Source organism: Actinoplanes sp. NPDC048988 (assembly GCF_043197815.1).
In the GTDB taxonomy this organism is placed as follows: Bacteria; Actinomycetota; Actinomycetes; order Mycobacteriales; family Micromonosporaceae; genus Actinoplanes.
Genome location: NZ_JBICTW010000002.1, coordinates 444,456 through 459,448, shown reverse-complemented (window position 1 = coordinate 459,448; position 14,993 = coordinate 444,456). Strand labels below are relative to the sequence as shown.

The 14,993-nt window shown below is 70.7% G+C and carries 13 protein-coding genes; 6 read left to right on the top strand and 7 right to left on the bottom strand.

Annotated features, from left to right (window positions below; genetic code table 11):
• The first annotated feature begins 237 nt into the window (after positions 1 to 237).
• Both ACGFJ7_RS09190 and ACGFJ7_RS09185 read left to right on the top strand, forming a co-directional pair.
• Entirely contained in the window at positions 238 to 2,022 is a 1,785-nt protein-coding gene (locus ACGFJ7_RS09190) for a DUF6055 domain-containing protein (RefSeq protein WP_392641710.1), read from the top strand.
• 138 nt (positions 2,023 to 2,160) lie between these two features.
• Positions 2,161 to 2,823, top strand: a complete 663-nt coding sequence (locus tag ACGFJ7_RS09185) for an HD domain-containing protein (RefSeq protein WP_360244891.1) — start codon at positions 2,161 to 2,163, stop codon at positions 2,821 to 2,823.
• Between the two features lie 27 nt (positions 2,824 to 2,850).
• Here ACGFJ7_RS09185 and ACGFJ7_RS09180 read toward each other — a convergent pair whose 3' ends face one another.
• Both ACGFJ7_RS09180 and cofD read right to left on the bottom strand, forming a co-directional pair.
• The gene (locus tag ACGFJ7_RS09180; RefSeq protein ID WP_360244888.1) at positions 2,851 to 3,915 is read right to left on the bottom strand and encodes a coenzyme F420-0:L-glutamate ligase; all 1,065 of its coding nucleotides are present in this window, start codon (positions 3,913 to 3,915) and stop codon (positions 2,851 to 2,853) included.
• 52 nt (positions 3,916 to 3,967) lie between these two features.
• Positions 3,968 to 4,924, bottom strand: a complete 957-nt coding sequence (cofD, locus tag ACGFJ7_RS09175; RefSeq protein ID WP_392641708.1) for a 2-phospho-L-lactate transferase — start codon at positions 4,922 to 4,924, stop codon at positions 3,968 to 3,970.
• 91 nt (positions 4,925 to 5,015) lie between these two features.
• Between cofD and ACGFJ7_RS09170 the strand changes: the two genes are divergently transcribed.
• The 3 genes from ACGFJ7_RS09170 to ACGFJ7_RS09160 all read left to right on the top strand — a co-directional run bounded on the left by ACGFJ7_RS09170 (position 5,016) and on the right by ACGFJ7_RS09160 (position 9,247).
• Entirely contained in the window at positions 5,016 to 6,077 is a 1,062-nt protein-coding gene (locus tag ACGFJ7_RS09170) for a hypothetical protein (RefSeq protein ID WP_392641706.1), read from the top strand.
• Between the two features lie 92 nt (positions 6,078 to 6,169).
• Positions 6,170 to 8,704 (top strand): bifunctional FO biosynthesis protein CofGH, encoded by a 2,535-nt coding sequence (locus ACGFJ7_RS09165; protein WP_392641704.1) that lies wholly within the window; start codon positions 6,170 to 6,172, stop codon positions 8,702 to 8,704.
• Positions 8,705 to 8,989: 285 nt separating this feature from the next.
• The gene (locus tag ACGFJ7_RS09160; protein ID WP_014688021.1) at positions 8,990 to 9,247 is read left to right on the top strand and encodes a WhiB family transcriptional regulator; all 258 of its coding nucleotides are present in this window, start codon (positions 8,990 to 8,992) and stop codon (positions 9,245 to 9,247) included.
• Here the strand turns inward: ACGFJ7_RS09160 and ACGFJ7_RS09155 are convergent.
• Positions 9,244 to 9,609 carry a metallopeptidase family protein gene (locus ACGFJ7_RS09155; protein WP_203773585.1) on the bottom strand — a complete coding sequence of 122 codons (366 nt, stop codon included), beginning with the start codon at positions 9,607 to 9,609 and terminating at the stop codon, positions 9,244 to 9,246. The two genes, ACGFJ7_RS09160 and ACGFJ7_RS09155, sit on opposite strands and share 4 nt — an antisense overlap.
• A gap of 299 nt (positions 9,610 to 9,908) precedes the next feature.
• Here ACGFJ7_RS09155 and ACGFJ7_RS09150 point away from each other — a divergent pair, with 299 nt between their 5' ends.
• Positions 9,909 to 10,274: a DUF3499 domain-containing protein gene (locus tag ACGFJ7_RS09150; protein ID WP_360244877.1), complete on the top strand. Its 366-nt coding sequence runs from the start codon at positions 9,909 to 9,911 to the stop codon at positions 10,272 to 10,274.
• A 45-nt stretch (positions 10,275 to 10,319) separates the two neighbouring features.
• Here ACGFJ7_RS09150 and ACGFJ7_RS09145 read toward each other — a convergent pair whose 3' ends face one another.
• From ACGFJ7_RS09145 to ACGFJ7_RS09130, 4 genes are all read right to left on the bottom strand, one after another.
• Complete coding sequence (locus ACGFJ7_RS09145; protein WP_392641701.1) at positions 10,320 to 11,156, bottom strand: polysaccharide deacetylase family protein; 837 nt, start codon at positions 11,154 to 11,156, stop codon at positions 10,320 to 10,322.
• A gap of 382 nt (positions 11,157 to 11,538) precedes the next feature.
• Positions 11,539 to 11,916: a DUF779 domain-containing protein gene (locus ACGFJ7_RS09140; protein ID WP_392641699.1), complete on the bottom strand. Its 378-nt coding sequence runs from the start codon at positions 11,914 to 11,916 to the stop codon at positions 11,539 to 11,541.
• A 3-nt stretch (positions 11,917 to 11,919) separates the two neighbouring features.
• On the bottom strand, positions 11,920 to 13,443 hold the full coding sequence (gene adh, locus ACGFJ7_RS09135) for an aldehyde dehydrogenase (protein WP_360244868.1): 1,524 nt from the start codon (positions 13,441 to 13,443) through the stop codon (positions 11,920 to 11,922).
• 145 nt (positions 13,444 to 13,588) lie between these two features.
• Positions 13,589 to 14,872: a GAF domain-containing protein gene (locus tag ACGFJ7_RS09130; RefSeq protein ID WP_392641697.1), complete on the bottom strand. Its 1,284-nt coding sequence runs from the start codon at positions 14,870 to 14,872 to the stop codon at positions 13,589 to 13,591.
• Positions 14,873 to 14,993: the final 121 nt, after the last annotated feature.

The window sequence follows — 14,993 nt, the reverse complement described above, 5'->3', positions numbered from 1 at the left end:
CGCGCTCCTCTCGGCGCGGCCGTCCGCTCGCCGGGTTCATCGTCTCGAAACATTGCCGAAAACGTTTTCGTACGTCAGGGTAGCTCGCATAGATGGCGCTCAATCGCCATCGACCTGCGAATCTCCGCCGCAGGCACCCCACAACCTTGGGATGGGTGGTGTCGAATGCAGCTTCCCCGGGTGCAAGCTTGGCGACCCTGGTTGGTCGTTCTCCTCGCCCTCACGCTGCTCACGGGCGTGACTCTGACGCCGCGACTCGCCACCCCGGCGTCCGCGGCCGCCAAGACCGTCTACATCCCCGAGCGATGGGCCCGGACCGGTGAGGTGCCCTGGGCCGCGAACCGTACCCGTGAGTCGAACAACTTCGTACTGCTGTGGGGTGAGAAGTCCGGCGTCAACCCGGTATCGGCCCCCGCGCCCTACAACTTCGACCCGGCCGACGTCATCGGCCAGCTCGAGCGCCTGTACAGCTTCTACGTGGACACCATGAGGTTCACGCCGGAGTCCGGACTGCTGGCCCAGCACAAGATCATCGTGATCGTCACCAACACCTGGAACCGTGCCGAACTCAACGCCTGGGCATCCGGCGGATCGGTCGACGGCAAGGTCGGCGTCATCAACCTCGCCCCGGGTGCGGCGCTGCCCGGCTCCTGGGGAGTCGCCCACGAACTCGCCCACGTGTTCCAGAACTACACCTTCCTCGGACGCCCCGGCTTCGGCTTCACCGACCCCGCGGCCGGCACGTTCTGGGAGACCAGCGCCGAGTTCATGGCGATGCAGGCCCTGCCGGCCACGGCCGCCGGCGACCTGACCCGGTTCCTGCGCTCGGAGAACCTGTACTACAGCTCCAGCCGCCACCACTACGGCAACTGGATGCTCGCGCAGTACATCAAGGATCGCGACGGCATCGGCATGTTCAACCGAATGTGGAACGAAGCCCGCGACAACGAACACCCGCTCGAGGTCTACCGCCGCCTCGCCGGCATCACCCAAGCCGAACTCAACCGGCGCGTCGGTGAGTACGCCACCCGCACCGTCACCTACGACTTCGGCAACCGGTCCACCCTCATGCCGTTCATCGACAACGTCTACGGCGCCGGTTTCCTCAACGCCTACAACGGCGGCAACGTGGAAGCCGTCGACCGGAGCCTCGACCACTACCGCGTCAACGCCCGCGTCGCGCCCTCCGACTACGGCTACCACAAAATCAAGCTCGTCCCCACCGCCGCCGGGAGCCTGGTCAAACTTCGGCTCAAGGGCCACACCGAGACCGGCGCCAGTGGCTGGACGTTCGGCCTGGTCGCGATCCGCAACGGCGTCCCGCGCTACTCGGCGCTGCACACGGGCGTCGACGGGCAGATCGGCTTCCAGCTCCAGGCCGGCGAGACAGAGGTCTGGCTGGTCGTCACCGCCACCCCGACCGCCGTGCCGCACTACGGTTTCCTCGACGGCTACACCAAGGCACGCCGTTTCCCGTACGAGTTCCGCGTCGTCGGCGCCAGCCCGTCGGGATTCGAACCCGGCTACGTCAAGCCGGCCCCGGCCGGCGGCGGCCGCTGGCACACCAACGGCGGCGGCTGGGTCGCCGCGGGCGCCAACGTCGCCGCCTCCGCCTACGTCGGGCCGAAAGCCGCTGTGATGGCCGGAACCGTCACCGGCAACGCCCGCGTCGAAGGCCTCGGCTGGGTCAACGGCGGCACCGTCGGAGGCAACGCCATCGTCAAGGACAACGCCCTCATCCAGGGCGGCGCCAACCTTTCCGGCACCGTCGTCGTCGGCGGTGACGCCGAAATCGGGTACGCCTGTTCCTCCGGCACCTATCTCATGTTCAATCCGGACCGCGGTTGCGACGGAGCCGGCGGCGAACCCGACATCAACCCGGCCTTCACCGCCTTCAACAGCGCCGACCTGGCGATCAGCGACACCGTCAATCCCCGGTGGGGTGCCTGGCCGGAAACCGGCCAGACGCCTACAACACCGTCACCTTCGCCCCGGTCGACACCACCCGGCTCCGGATCCTGATGCGGGCCGGCGCCGCCTCGGTCGGCCTCCTCGAGGTGAAGGCCTTCCCTTGAGGCCGGCGCGGCGAAGTCGAACTGCACCCTTATGTGAGGGTGCGGTCGAGTTTGTTCTGGTATGCGGGGGCGGTAGAGTGCCCGGATGTCTGACGACGACTTCCGGGCCACGGTGATCAGCGCGGCCGAAGAGCTGGTCCGCGAGCGACTGGGCGCCGACGCCACCGGGCACGACTGGTTCCACGCCGACCGCGTCCGCCGTACGGCGCTGCGGATCGCCCGCGAGGAGGGCGCCGACCTCTTCGTGGTGGAGCTGACCGCCCTGCTGCACGACATCGCCGACTACAAGTTCTCCGGCAGCGAGGAGGCCGGCCCGCAGCTCGCCCAGGCCTGGCTGATCGGCAAGGGCGTCGAGGCCGAGACCGCCGAGGCGGTCGCCCACATCATCCGGCACCTGTCCTACAAGGGCGCCGGGGTGGCCGACGTCCCGCTGAGCCTCGAGGGCCAGTGCGTGCAGGACGCCGACCGGCTGGACGCGCTGGGCGCGATCGGCGTGGGCCGGGCTTTCGCGTACGGCGGCTGGGACAAGCGCCTCATGCACGACCCCGACGTGCCCCCCACCATGCACGCCGACGTGGCGGCGTACCGGGCGGCGAAGGGCACGACGGTCAACCACTTCTACGAGAAGCTGCTACTCCTCAAGGACCGGATCAACACCAAGGCGGGCGCCCGGATCGCCGAACACCGTCATGAGGTCCTGTCGAACTTCCTCGACGAGTTCCTCGCCGAGTGGGACGCCAAGGACTGAAGGCAACGGGTCGGCGCCGGCGCCGGCTTAGCGGGCGGCGCCCGAGAGATCGAGACGGATGCCGTCCTCGTGCGGCAGCGACAGCGTGACCACACCCTCGGCGGCCAGGGCCGCGCGCAGGCGGTGGGCGTCGGCGCCCAGGCGCATGAAGCCGGCCGGGCTCGCGTCGCGGGTGCTCAGGTGGAAGGCGGCGGTGGCCCCGCTGCCGGTGATCGCCTCGGCCGGGGCGATGACGGTGGCGTGCGACAGGGTCCCCGCGATCAGGGCCAGGGCCCGGTCGACGGCGGCCGGGTCGGTCGGCAGGCCGGGCAGGGCGGCCCGCGGGCCGTCGGGCAGCTGGGCGGCGGTGCGCAGGCCGGTGGCGACGGCCTCGGTGGTGCCCAGGCTGAACATGTCGCTGGCGGCGTCGCGGAGCAGGACCGCGGCGCCGTCCGAGTCGCGGATGCCGGAGCGCGGGTAGCCGCGGACGACGGCGACCGGCACCGCGTCGACCTTGCCCTTCACGAGCTCGCCGGCCGCGGCCAGCTCGTCGATGACGGCCATCTGGGTGATTTCCAGCTGATTGCCGTACGGGTCGGTCTCGCCCCGGTGGTCGCGGACGGGCTCGATGCCGGCCGCGCCCAGGGCCACGTCGGTCAGGCCGTTGCGCCAGGCCCGGCCCATCGTGTCGGAGACGATGACGCCGACGTCGAGGCCGCGGGCGCGCAGGTCGGCGCGGAGCCGGCGGGCCGAGGCGTCGGGATCGGCGGGCAGCAGGACCAGGTGGGTCTTGTCCACGTTGGAGGCGTCGATGCCGGCCGCCGCCATCACGAAGCCGTGGTGGGTCTGCACGATCGTGGTCGGGCCGCGGCGGGCGACCACCCGGGCCGTCTCGGACTCCAGGGCGGCGGCGCGGGCGGCGTCCCGCTCGGGGCCGTCGGCCGGCACCTCGACCAGGCGGCCCTCCGCCTTGGAGACGATCTTGCTGGTGACCACCAGTACGTCGCCGTCGGCCAGCCAGGGCGCGGCCGCGGTGATCAGGCCGGCCAGGTCGTCGCCGGCCACCACGTCGCCGATGCCGCGCACCGGCCGGATCTCGAGCCCATCAGTCACAAGGACATCCTTCCCCTCAGGTGGGCCGTCCAGGCGCGGGAGGAGAGCAGGGTCACGCGACGCCGGCCAGGGACAGGGCGTCCGCGACCATCTGGGCGGTGGCCTCCTCGGAGCTCATCCAGAGCGGGACGGCCCGGGTCGGCACGCCGGGCACCTCGGCGCCGGCGTCGCTGGAGTCGACCAGCCAGCCATCGAGCACGCCGCCGGCGGAGCGGGCGCCGTAGAGGCGGCCGACCGCGGCCGCGCTGACCTCGACGTCGATGGTGGCCAGGCACTTGTCGGCCATGCCGCGCAGCGGCGAGTCACCGATGATCGGGGAGACGCCGACCACCGGCGCGCCGCCGCCGGCCAGCGCCTCGCGCAGGCCGCCGACGGCCAGAATGGGCGCGATGCTGACCACCGGGTTGCTCGGGGCGATCAGCACCACGTCGGCCGAGGCCAGCGCGTCGAGCACGCCCGGGGCGGGCTTGGCCGCCTCCGCACCGACGAAGACGAACCGGTGGGTCGGCACGTCGCCGCGGTAGCGCACCCACCACTCCTGGAAGTGGATCGCCTTGCGCTCGCCCTCGACGTCGGCCACGACATGGGTCTCGAGCCGGTCGTCGGTGGCGGGCAGGATCGTCACGCCGGGCTGCCAGCGGGTGCACAGGGCGGCCGTGACCTGCGAGAGCGGGTAGCCGGCGGTGAGCATCTGGGTCCGTACGAGATGAGTGGCCGTGTCCTTGTCGCCCAGGCCGAACCACGACGGCTCGGCGCCGTAGGCGGCCAGCTCCTCCTTGACCACCCACGTCTCGCCGACCCGGCCCCAGCCGCGCTCGCGGTCGTGGGCGCCACCGAGCGTGTACATCACGCTGTCCAGGTCGGGGCAGATCTGCAGGCCGTGCATGCGTACGTCGTCGCCGACGTTGACGACCGCGGTGACCTCCGCGCCGATCGCCTTGGCGTGCGCGCGCGCACCGACGAGGAATTTGGCGCCGCCGATGCCGCCGGAAAGGACCACGATCCGCATGCCACCATCCTCGCGCACGGCGTATCGGTGCACCGTGCGGCCCCGGACTACGCTGAGCGGACCCGACCATCCCCACGTTCAGGGAGTACCCGTGACCAGCCCACCGCAGCCCCCTACGGACGGCAAGTCCGCCCTCGAGTTCCTGCGCCCGCTGCGCGACATCGCGGTGTACGCGCTCGTGGGCGTGCCCGCGCTGTTGCTCTTCGTAGCGGTCGTCCGGCTGATCCCGGACAGCGGCCTCGGGTTCGGCCTGCGTACACAGGGCAGCTTCGGCGACTTCGTCAACCTGACGACGATCTTCTTCCCGCTCGCCGCCGTGCTGCTGGCGCTGCTGGTGAAACCGCGTCACCCCAAGGCCCGGCTGGTCGTCGTGGCCGCCCTGGTGGAGTACGCGGTGATGGCCGTGTTCGGGGTGCTCTTCGGCTTCCTGATCGGCCTGATCAACGTGGCGAGCAACAGCGGCGCCCGGGCCGCGTTCGAGGAACTGCTGGTCCGCCTGGCCTGGCTCGGCGTCTTCGGCGTCGCGGCCTACGCGGTGTTCCGCGTCTGGCAGGGACTGTTCCAGGCGGCAAAGCCCAAGCCCCAGCCCGGTGTGTACGGAAACCCGCAGTACAACCAGCCGGGCACGTTCCCCGGCCAGCCCGGTTACGGCCCGCCCCCGGGGCAGCCGGGCTACCCGCCGCACCCGGGCGGGCAGTACCCGGGCGCGCCCGCGCCGGGCGGTTACCCGCCCCCGCCGGGCGCCGCTCCTTACGGCCAGCCGGTGTACGGCCAGCCGCAGCCGCCCGCCTGGAACCAGCCGGCCGTCCCGATCCCGGCCTCGGGCGCGCCCGCACCCGGCTTCCCGCCGGCCCCGCCCGCGTCAGCGCCGCCCGCCGCGCCCAGCCCCTTCGCTGAGCCGACCCAGGTGGTGCCGCCCACGCCGTCCGCGCCGCCCACGCCGTCCGCGCCGTCCACGCCGCCCGCGCCGTCCACGCCGGGCTCGCCCACGTCCGCCCCGCCCGCCTCCTTCGCCGAGCCGACCCAGGTGGTGCCGCCCACGTCCGGGCCGGCCCCGGCCGGGCCGGCCCCGGCCGGGGAGGATCGCACCGAGAAGATCCCCGATGACCGTCCCGGGTTCGGGCCGGCCGACCAGGACCCGCCCCGCCGGTAAGGACCGTTCCGCCCGGGCGTCGTGTCCTATCCCACTGCGCGCGCCCGGGCACCGCTGGGGCAGCCGAAAGAATTCCGGCCTAGGCTGCTCTGGTGGTCGAGGTCAACGCGGCAGTAGCCAATATCAGCATCACGCCCACCGAGCCGGTGCCGACCGAGGCGCAGATCAAACGCGCGCTGCGCCGGGCCGCCGACGGCAAGGCCGTCGATGCCGAGGAGGCGGCCGCCTTGCTGGCCGCGACCGGTGAGCAGTTCGACGAGCTGCTGGCTCTCGCCGGCGGCATCCGCGACGCGGGCCTGCGCGAGGCCGGGCGGCCGGGCGTCGTCACGTACTCCCGCAAGGTCTTCATTCCGTTGACCCGGCTCTGCCGCGACCGGTGCCACTACTGCACCTTCGCCACGGTGCCGCACCGGTTGCCGGCCGCTTTCCTGGAGCGTGACGAGGTCCTGGCGATCGCCCGCGAGGGCGCCGCCCAGGGCTGCAAGGAAGCGCTGTTCACGCTGGGCGACCGCCCCGAGGAGCGCTGGCCGGCGGCCCGGCAGTGGCTCGACGAGCGCGGGTACGACTCGACGCTCGACTACGTGCGGTCGGTGGCGATCGCCGTGCTGGAGGAGACCGGGCTGCTGCCCCACCTCAACCCCGGCGTGATGAGCTGGGCCGAGTTGCAGCGCCTCAAGCCGGTGGCGCCCAGCATGGGCATGATGCTCGAGACCACGGCGACCCGCCTCTGGTCGGAGAAGGGCGGCCCGCACTACGGCTCGCCCGACAAGGAGCCGGCCGTGCGCCTGCGGGTGCTCGACGACGCCGGCCGGGTCGGCGTGCCGTTCACCACCGGCATCCTGATCGGCATCGGCGAGACCCGGGCCGAGCGGGTGGACGCCATCTTCGCGATGCGCCGGGCGGCCCGCGAGTACGGCCACATCCAAGAGATCATCATCCAGAACTTCCGCGCCAAGCCGGACACGGCGATGCGCGGGATGCCCGACGCCGAGCTGCGGGAGCTGGCGGCGACGGTGGCGGTGGGCCGGATCATCATGGGCCCGCGGGCCCGGGTGCAGGCGCCGCCCAACCTGATCGACAGCGAGTTCTCGCTGCTGCTGCGGGCCGGCATCGACGACTGGGGCGGCGTCTCCCCGGTCACCCCCGACCATGTCAATCCTGAGCGCCCCTGGCCGCAGATCGAGCTTCTTCGCGAAAAATCGGCCGACGCCGGATTTGTGCTCCGAGAGCGCTTGACGATCTACCCGGAGTACGTCCGCCGGGGCGCCGAGGGCTGGCTCGACCCGCGGCTGGCGGCCCATGTGGCCGCGCTGGCGGACAGGGATGGGCTCGCTCTGGACAAAAGCCCCGAGGGACTTCCATGGCAGGAGCCCGACGACGCGTACGGCGAAGGGCGCACCGATCTTTTCGCCACGATCGACACCGATGGGCGTACGAGCGATCGCCGCTCCGACTTCGACGACGTCTACGGCGACTGGAACGAGGTGGCGGCCCACGTCACCACCGACACCCGCACCACGCTCGACAGCGACGTGATCAAGGGCCTCAAGCTCGCCTCGGAAAACCCGGCCGCGCTTCTCGAGAAGGAGCACGAGGACGAGGCGATGGCGCTGTTCAACGCCGACGGCCCGGCCCTCGACGAGCTGGCCCGCATCGCCGACGACCTGCGCAAGCACGTCAACGGCGACGACATCACGTACGTGGTGAACCGGAACATCAACTTCACGAACGTCTGCTACGTGGGCTGCCGGTTCTGCGCCTTCGCCCAGCGGGAGAAGGACGCCGACGCCTACCGCCTCTCGGTCGACCAGGTCGCCGACCGGGCCGAGCAGGCCTGGCAGGACGGCGCGTCCGAGGTCTGCATGCAGGGTGGCATCGATCCGAAGATGCCCGTGACCGCGTACGCCGACCTGGTCCGCGCGGTCAAGCAGCGGGTTCCCGGGATGCACGTTCACGCGTACTCACCGATGGAGATCGTCACCGCCGCCGCCAAGGCCGGGGTCTCCGTGCGCGAGTGGCTGACCGACCTGCGCGACGCCGGCCTCGGCACCATCCCCGGCACGGCCGCCGAGATCCTGGACGACGACGTGCGCTGGGTGCTGACCAAGGGCAAGCTGCCGGCGAGCGCCTGGGTCGACGTCGTGACCACCGCGCACCAGGTGGGCGTCAGGTCGAGTTCGACCATGATGTACGGCCATGTCGATCACCCCCGGCAGTGGCTGGGCCATTTCCGGGTGCTGGCCGGCATCCAGGATGTGACAGGCGGGTTCACCGAGTTCGTGGCGTTGCCGTTCATCCACACCAACGCGCCGATCTATCTGGCCGGTATCGCAAAAGCGGGTCCCACCTGGCGGGAGAACCGGGTCGTGCACGCGATGGCCCGTATTCTGCTGCACGGCCGGATCGACAACATCCAATGCTCGTGGGTGAAACTCGGCGACGACGGAACGCGAGAAATGCTCAACGGCGGTTGCAACGATCTCGGTGGCACCCTGATGGAGGAAACGATCTCCCGAATGGCGGGTTCTGAGCACGGTTCGGCGCGTACGGTCGCCGAATTGAAGGAACTGGCCGCGACGGCCGGACGGCCTGCGGTGGAGCGGACGACGACCTACGGTCGACGATAGGTCACAAATCGGGTTAAATTGGACTCGTGTGGCCGAGGGCGCGTTACCAACCGGGGCTTCGGAGAGATAGGGCAGGAACGGGACCACGACGCGCCGAAGGCGCGCCGGGGAAACGGGCCTATTTATCAGGTTCGGCTTGACGACGCACGTCTTACACGCGTGTAATTTCGGTGGGGTTGTGGGCTGCGACGCCGCAAATGCGTAGGCGGCTCACAAAAAACACGCTGCGTGCGTGGGGGGTCAGCGCCGGCATCGCTGCCGGTGCGGAAATTGGGAGGCACGCCGATGGAAGCGCAGGTTGAAGGGGTCGACCTGCTCGGGGACGCGCCCGAGTGGCAGGAACGGGCGCTGTGTTCGCAGACCGACCCGGAGGCCTTCTTCCCGGAGAAGGGTGGGTCCACCCGGGAGGCAAAGAGGATCTGCGGCCGCTGCGAGGTCAAGGCCGAGTGCCTGGAATACGCGCTGGGTCATGACGAACGCTTCGGCATCTGGGGTGGACTGTCCGAGCGGGAACGCCGCAAGCTCAAGCGACGGGTTGCCTAAGAGAGCTCGTCAGGGTCCACTCCGAGCAGGTTGGCTACCTGCTCGATGATCACATCGTGGACGAGGTCGGCGAGGTCCTCACGGTCCATCGCCCGGAATTCCAGCGGCCGCCGGTAGAGCACGATCCGTGGGGGGAGCTCCTGCCGGCCGGGGCGGCCGGGAAGCAGGCGGGCCAGTGGCACCTCGCCGTCCTCGAGCACGTCGGAGTCGTAGACGTTCAGCTCGGGCGGCACGTCCTCGACGGCGAACTCGACGCCCGCGAGCTCTTTCGCATAACGCCGCTCAAGGCCCTCGACGGTGTCGAGCACGAGATCGTCGAAGATCTCGGCCTTGGTACGGGCCAGCGGGACGGTCGCCGGCACCAGGCGCCCCCGCAGGCCGCGCCCATGCCTGTCCCGCCGGGCGGGATGGCCCGGGCCGGCTCGGCGGGGCGAGCGCGCCGGTTCGCTGCGGCTGCGTTCGGGGCTGGTGGTCACCGGACAACTCTAGTCCTCCGGCGGGGTGACAGGCCCCCAGGCCGCGTCACAAGCGTGTCGTGCCCGAATTCGCCCCATCGGGGGCGGCGTGTCTGCCCGGCATCGCCGAATCGTGATGCATCGTGAGTCGGCGTGTCGCGGCCCTTCCGCGCCCCTGCGGCCCGTCGGGGCGATAACGTGCCGCCGTGAGGTCACCACGGCGCTGCTCCCGGAACGGCTGTCCCCGACAGGCGGTCGCCACGCTGACCTACGTCTACAGCGATTCGACCGCCGTAGTGGGCCCCCTGGCGGCGTTCGCCGAGCCACACACGTACGACCTGTGCGAGCCGCACGCCCGCAGCCTCACCGCCCCCCGAGGCTGGGATCTGGTCCGCCACGACGGCGATTTCGCCCCGCCGCCTCCCACCACCGACGACCTGGTCGCCCTGGCCGACGCCGTCCGCGAGGCGGCCCGCCCGGCCGCGCCACCCCCGCGCACCGACGAGCAGGACACCCCCGGCCACCAGACCGGCCGCCGGGGCCACCTGCGCGTCATCCCGCCCAGTCACTGACCGCGCAGTCACTGACCGTCCAGTCACTGACCGCCCAGCCCGGTATCAGGGCAGGGCGATCAGCTGATAACGCTTGCGGAGGTACGGCAGGAGAGTGCGGTACGCGGCGATGGTGTCCGGCTGCGCGTAGTCGTGGGACAGGATGATCGACCCGGGGTGGGCGTGCTTCCTGATCGAGGAGATGACGCGGGCCCGGTGGGCCGACGACGACTCGCCCTTCTTGTGGTCCCAGTCGCGCGGGTCGAGCTTCCAGTAGATCGACGACATGTGCAGCTTGTTGGCCACCGACACCAGCCGGGGCGTGAAGTTGCCGCCCGGGGCGCGGAAGTATTTGACCTTCGCGGTCGGCACCGCTCGCAGGATGGCGTTGTTGGTGCGGGCCAGGTCGCTGCGAATCTTGGCCTCGGGGTCCTTGCCGATCTTCAGGCTGTGGTCCCAGGTGTGGTTGCAGAGGGTGTGACCGTCGGCGGCGATCTGGCGTACCAGGTTCGGGAATTTGGCCGCGTTCTGGCCGACCAGGCAGAAGGTGGCCTTGACGTGCTGCTGCTTGAGCATCTTCAGCAGCTGCGGCGTGGTCGCCGGGTCGGGGCCGTCGTCGAAGGTCAGCGCGATCCCCTTGGACCCGGTCATCGTGCGGCTGCCGGCCGGGCCCCCGGCGTACGAAACGCTCTTGCCGGTGGGTATGCCCTTCGGTGGTTTGTGCGGCACCGGGGCCTTGGGCGGCGGCTTGGGCTTGGGGCTGACGGCCGGGACCGAGGGGGACGCCGCGGGCGCCGCGACCGGCTCCTCGGGTGTGGACTGGGCGGCGGCCCGGCCCGTCAGGCCCACCGCGATCACCACCACACCGAGCAGCACGGCCTTCCTGGCGCGCGACATCCGCATCACAACCTCCCCGAACCTGGCGTCCTCCGACGGTGCCGGGTTCGAGGGGCGATCCGCTACATCTACGGCGCTTTCGGCACGATCTGATGACGCGGCAGTAGGTCGATCAGCCCCGAATAACAGCGATATAAGCCATTTGTCCGCGCGGGCAAGGACGTGGCCGATGACAGCGAGGACCCGGCCGGCCACGGCGCGTACAGGAGCTAGGCGGCTGAAGGTTTTTCGCATGTCTCGGAGGCTGGCATACGCCCGGTTACGGAAGTTCGGCACACTCGTCCTCTGTGATCCGGCCCAAACGACACAGTGAAGTACGTGCCGGCAAGGCCCGGGGATCAAGGACGGGGCCGGACCGCACGGACGGCCCGGCCCCGAGCTGGGGTGATCACGACGAGAGTTCGGCCAGTTCCTCCGAGGTGAGCAGGCGGGAACGGATCAGGAACCGTACGCCCTCGGGCGCCTCCAGCGAGAAGCCGGAACCGCGCCCGGGGACCACGTCCACCGTCAGATGGGTGTGCTTCCAGAGCTCGAACTGCGAGGACGACATCCAGAACGTGATCGGCTCGTCGACGCCCTCGATCTTCAGTGATTCGAGCAGAACGTCGGACTGGCCGGTGCGGAACTCGCCTTCGAGGTAGCACATGGGTGAGCTGCCGTCGCAGCACCCGCCGGACTGGTGGAACATCAACGGGCCGTGCTGTCCCCGCAGCCGCCGCATCATGTCGGCGGCCGCGGGGGTCACGTCTACTCGGGTGGCCGGCATGGCTTAGAAGAAGCCCATGGCCTTCGGGCTGTACGAGACCAGAAGGTTCTTCGTCTGCTGGTAGTGGTCCAGCATCATCTTGTGGTTCTCGCGGCCGATGCCGGACTGCTTGTAGCCACCGAACGCGGCGTGCGCCGGGTAGAGGTGGTACGCGTTGGTCCACACCCGACCGGCCTTGATCGCCCGCCCGGCCCGGTAGGCGAGGTTGATGTCGCGGGTCCACACGCCGGCGCCCAGGCCGTACAGCGTGTCGTTGGCGATCTTGATGGCGTCGGCGTAGTCGGCGAACGACGTCACCGAGACGACCGGCCCGAAGATCTCCTCCTGGAAGATCCGCATGGCGTTGTTGCCCTCGAAGATCGTGGGCTGGACGTAGTAGCCGCCGGACAGGTTGCCGCCCAGGTCGGCCCGTGCCCCGCCGGTCAGCGCCTTGGCGCCCTCCTGACGGCCGATGTCCAGGTACGACAGGATCTTCTCGAGCTGGTCGTTGGAGGCCTGCGCGCCGACCTGGGTGTCGGTGTCGAGCGGGTTGCCCTGCTTGAGGTTCTCGACCCGCTTCACGCCGGCGGCCAGGAAGTCGGGGTAGATGCTCTGCTGGATGAGCGCCCGCGACGGGCAGGTGCAGACCTCGCCCTGGTTGAGCGCGAACATCGAGAAGCCCTCGAGCGACTTGTCGTAGAAGTCGTCGTCGAGGCGGCTGACGTCCTCGAAGAAGATGTTCGGGCTCTTTCCGCCCAGCTCGAGGGTGACCGGGATCAGGTTCTCCGAGGCGTACTGCATGATCAGCCGGCCCGTGGTGGTCTCGCCGGTGAACGCGACCTTGGCGACCCGGTTGGACGAGGCGAGCGGCTTGCCGGCCTCGACGCCGAACCCGTTGACGATGTTGACCACGCCCGGCGGGAGCAGGTCGGCGATCAGCGACATCCAGTAGTGGATGGAGGCGGGGGTCTGCTCGGCCGGCTTGAGCACGACCGCGTTGCCGGCGGCCAGGGCCGGGGCGAGCTTCCAGACCGCCATCAGGATCGGGAAGTTCCACGGGATGATCTGGGCGACCACGCCCAGCGGCTCGTGGAAGTGGTAGGCCACGGTGTCGTCGTCGATCTCGCCCGCGGTGCCCTCCTGGGCCCGGATGGCGCCGGCGAAGTAGCGGAAGTGGTCGATCGCCAGCGGGATGTCGGCGGCCAGGGTCTCGCGGACCGGCTTGCCGTTCTCCCACGCCTCGGCCACGGCGAGCTTCTCGAGGTTCGCCTCCATCCGGTCGGCGATCTTGTTGAGGATGTTGGCCCGTTCGGCGGCCGAGGTGCGGCCCCACGCGTCGGCGGCGCCGTGCGCGGCGTCGAGCGCCCTCTCGACGTCCTCGGCGGTGCCCCGGGCGATCTCGCAGAAGTCCTGGCCGGTGACCGGCGACGGGTTGGTGAAGTATTGGCCCTTGGCCGGCGGGACGTATTCGCCGCCGATGAAGTGGTCGTACCGGGACTCGTAGTCGACGATGGCGCCGTCGGTGTTGGGCGCGGCGTACACGGTCATGGACTGCCTCCGTACCTGCTGGGGTACGGGCGAACCTAGTTACGCCGACGTTGCAAAGACGTTGCAAGCTGTGCTCGCCGGCGTCGCCTCCGGCTCGCGGGGACCGCGCCCCGAGGGGCCGGTGACGGGGGCGCCGAAAATGCCCTCAGCTTCGCCTCGACATTTTCGGAGCCCCCGTCACCGGCGGGCGCAGTCCGTACTCGGCTGTCAGCTCGCGGATGCGGGCGGTGGCCAGGGGGTTCAAGGGCGAGACCTTGGCGTACGCCTCCCAGACGGCCAGATCGTCGGATCCCCACGCCGAGTTGAGCCAGGCCCGCAGCAGTTCGGCGTCGCCACTGTTCAGCACGGCCGATCGCAGCTGGCCGTCGACGAGCCGGCGGAGGCGCACCACGCCGGGCGCCTCCGAGCCGGGGAGCAGCGGACCCGCGTACTGACGCAACGCCTCCTCGACGTTCCTGGCTCGCAGGAGGCCCAGCACGCTGCGGAAGTCGGCCGTCAGCTCGGCGCGCAGGCGGTAGGGGCGCGACTCCATCAGTTCGGGGCCGAGCGTGCGGCGCAGGCGGGACAGCTCGGCCCGTACGGTGACCGGGTTGATCTCGTCGCCGTAGAGCTCGAAGCCCAGTTCCTCGCCGGTGCTGCCCTCGGGGCGGGCCAGCAGCAGCACGAGCAGCTCGGAATGCCGGCGGCCGAGCCGCCACCGGCGCCCGCCGAAGCTGAGCAGCGCCTCGTTGCGGCCCAGCGCGGTGACCGTACCGGCCGTCGCCTTGGCCGTGGAATGACCTCGCAGGTAGGCCTCGGCGGCCAGCGCCGTCGCCCGCACCAGGGCCAGGCTGTGCGGGTTGGCCAGATGGTCGCCGCCGGTCACGTCGATCGCGCCCAGCAGCCCACCGGTCGCCGGATCGTGGATCGGGGCGGCCGCGCAGGTCCAGCGCTGGACCGGCCGGCTGAAGTGCTCGGTCGCGAAGATCTGCAGCGGGTGGTCGACGGCCAGGGCGGTGCCCGGCGCGTTCGTGCCGGCGTGCGCCTCGTCCCAGCGGGCGCCCGGCACGAAGTTCATCCGCTCGGCGCCGCGCAGCATGCTGGCGGTGCCCTCGACCCAGAGGAGCCGGCCGTACGCGTCGCAGACCGCCATCAGATGTTCGCCGTCCTCGGCCAGGCCGCCCAGCAGGTCGCGGAAGATCGGCATGACCCGGGTCAGGGGGTGGGCCGCCCGGTAGGCCTCCAGCTCGCGGTCGCCGAGCTCGATCGGCGCCGTGCTGTCCGCGCTCGGCAGGGCCACGGCCGACCGGCGCCACGACTCGGCCACCACCGGCCGGATCCCGTTCGCCGTCTTTTCCCCGCCCACGAATCGCTCGTGGGCGCGCCCGACCTGCCGGATGCGCTCGGCGGGGTCGGTGCCGGTGTCGAGGGCAAGCCAGGGGTTGGCCACGGGGCACCTCCAGGGACACCATCATCGTGACCCGCATCACGCCGGACGACAAGCTCCACTCGTAACGGTGGCGCCGCGTGGTTCTGGCTTTTCGGACATCCGGCTCGGCTACTCTCGGCGG

Bases quoted from the DNA above. Each gene is read 5' to 3' on its own strand.
- ACGFJ7_RS09185 (WP_360244891.1), top strand. From the start codon at position 2,161: ATGTCTGACGACGACTTCCGGGCCACGGTGATCAGCGCGGCCGAAGAG.
- cofD (WP_392641708.1), bottom strand. From the start codon at position 4,924: ATGCGGATCGTGGTCCTTTCCGGCGGCATCGGCGGCGCCAAATTCCTC.
- ACGFJ7_RS09160 (WP_014688021.1), top strand. From the start codon at position 8,990: ATGGAAGCGCAGGTTGAAGGGGTCGACCTGCTCGGGGACGCGCCCGAG.
- ACGFJ7_RS09145 (WP_392641701.1), bottom strand. From the start codon at position 11,156: ATGCGGATGTCGCGCGCCAGGAAGGCCGTGCTGCTCGGTGTGGTGGTG.
- ACGFJ7_RS09140 (WP_392641699.1), bottom strand. From the start codon at position 11,916: ATGCCGGCCACCCGAGTAGACGTGACCCCCGCGGCCGCCGACATGATG.
- adh (WP_360244868.1), bottom strand. From the start codon at position 13,443: ATGACCGTGTACGCCGCGCCCAACACCGACGGCGCCATCGTCGACTAC.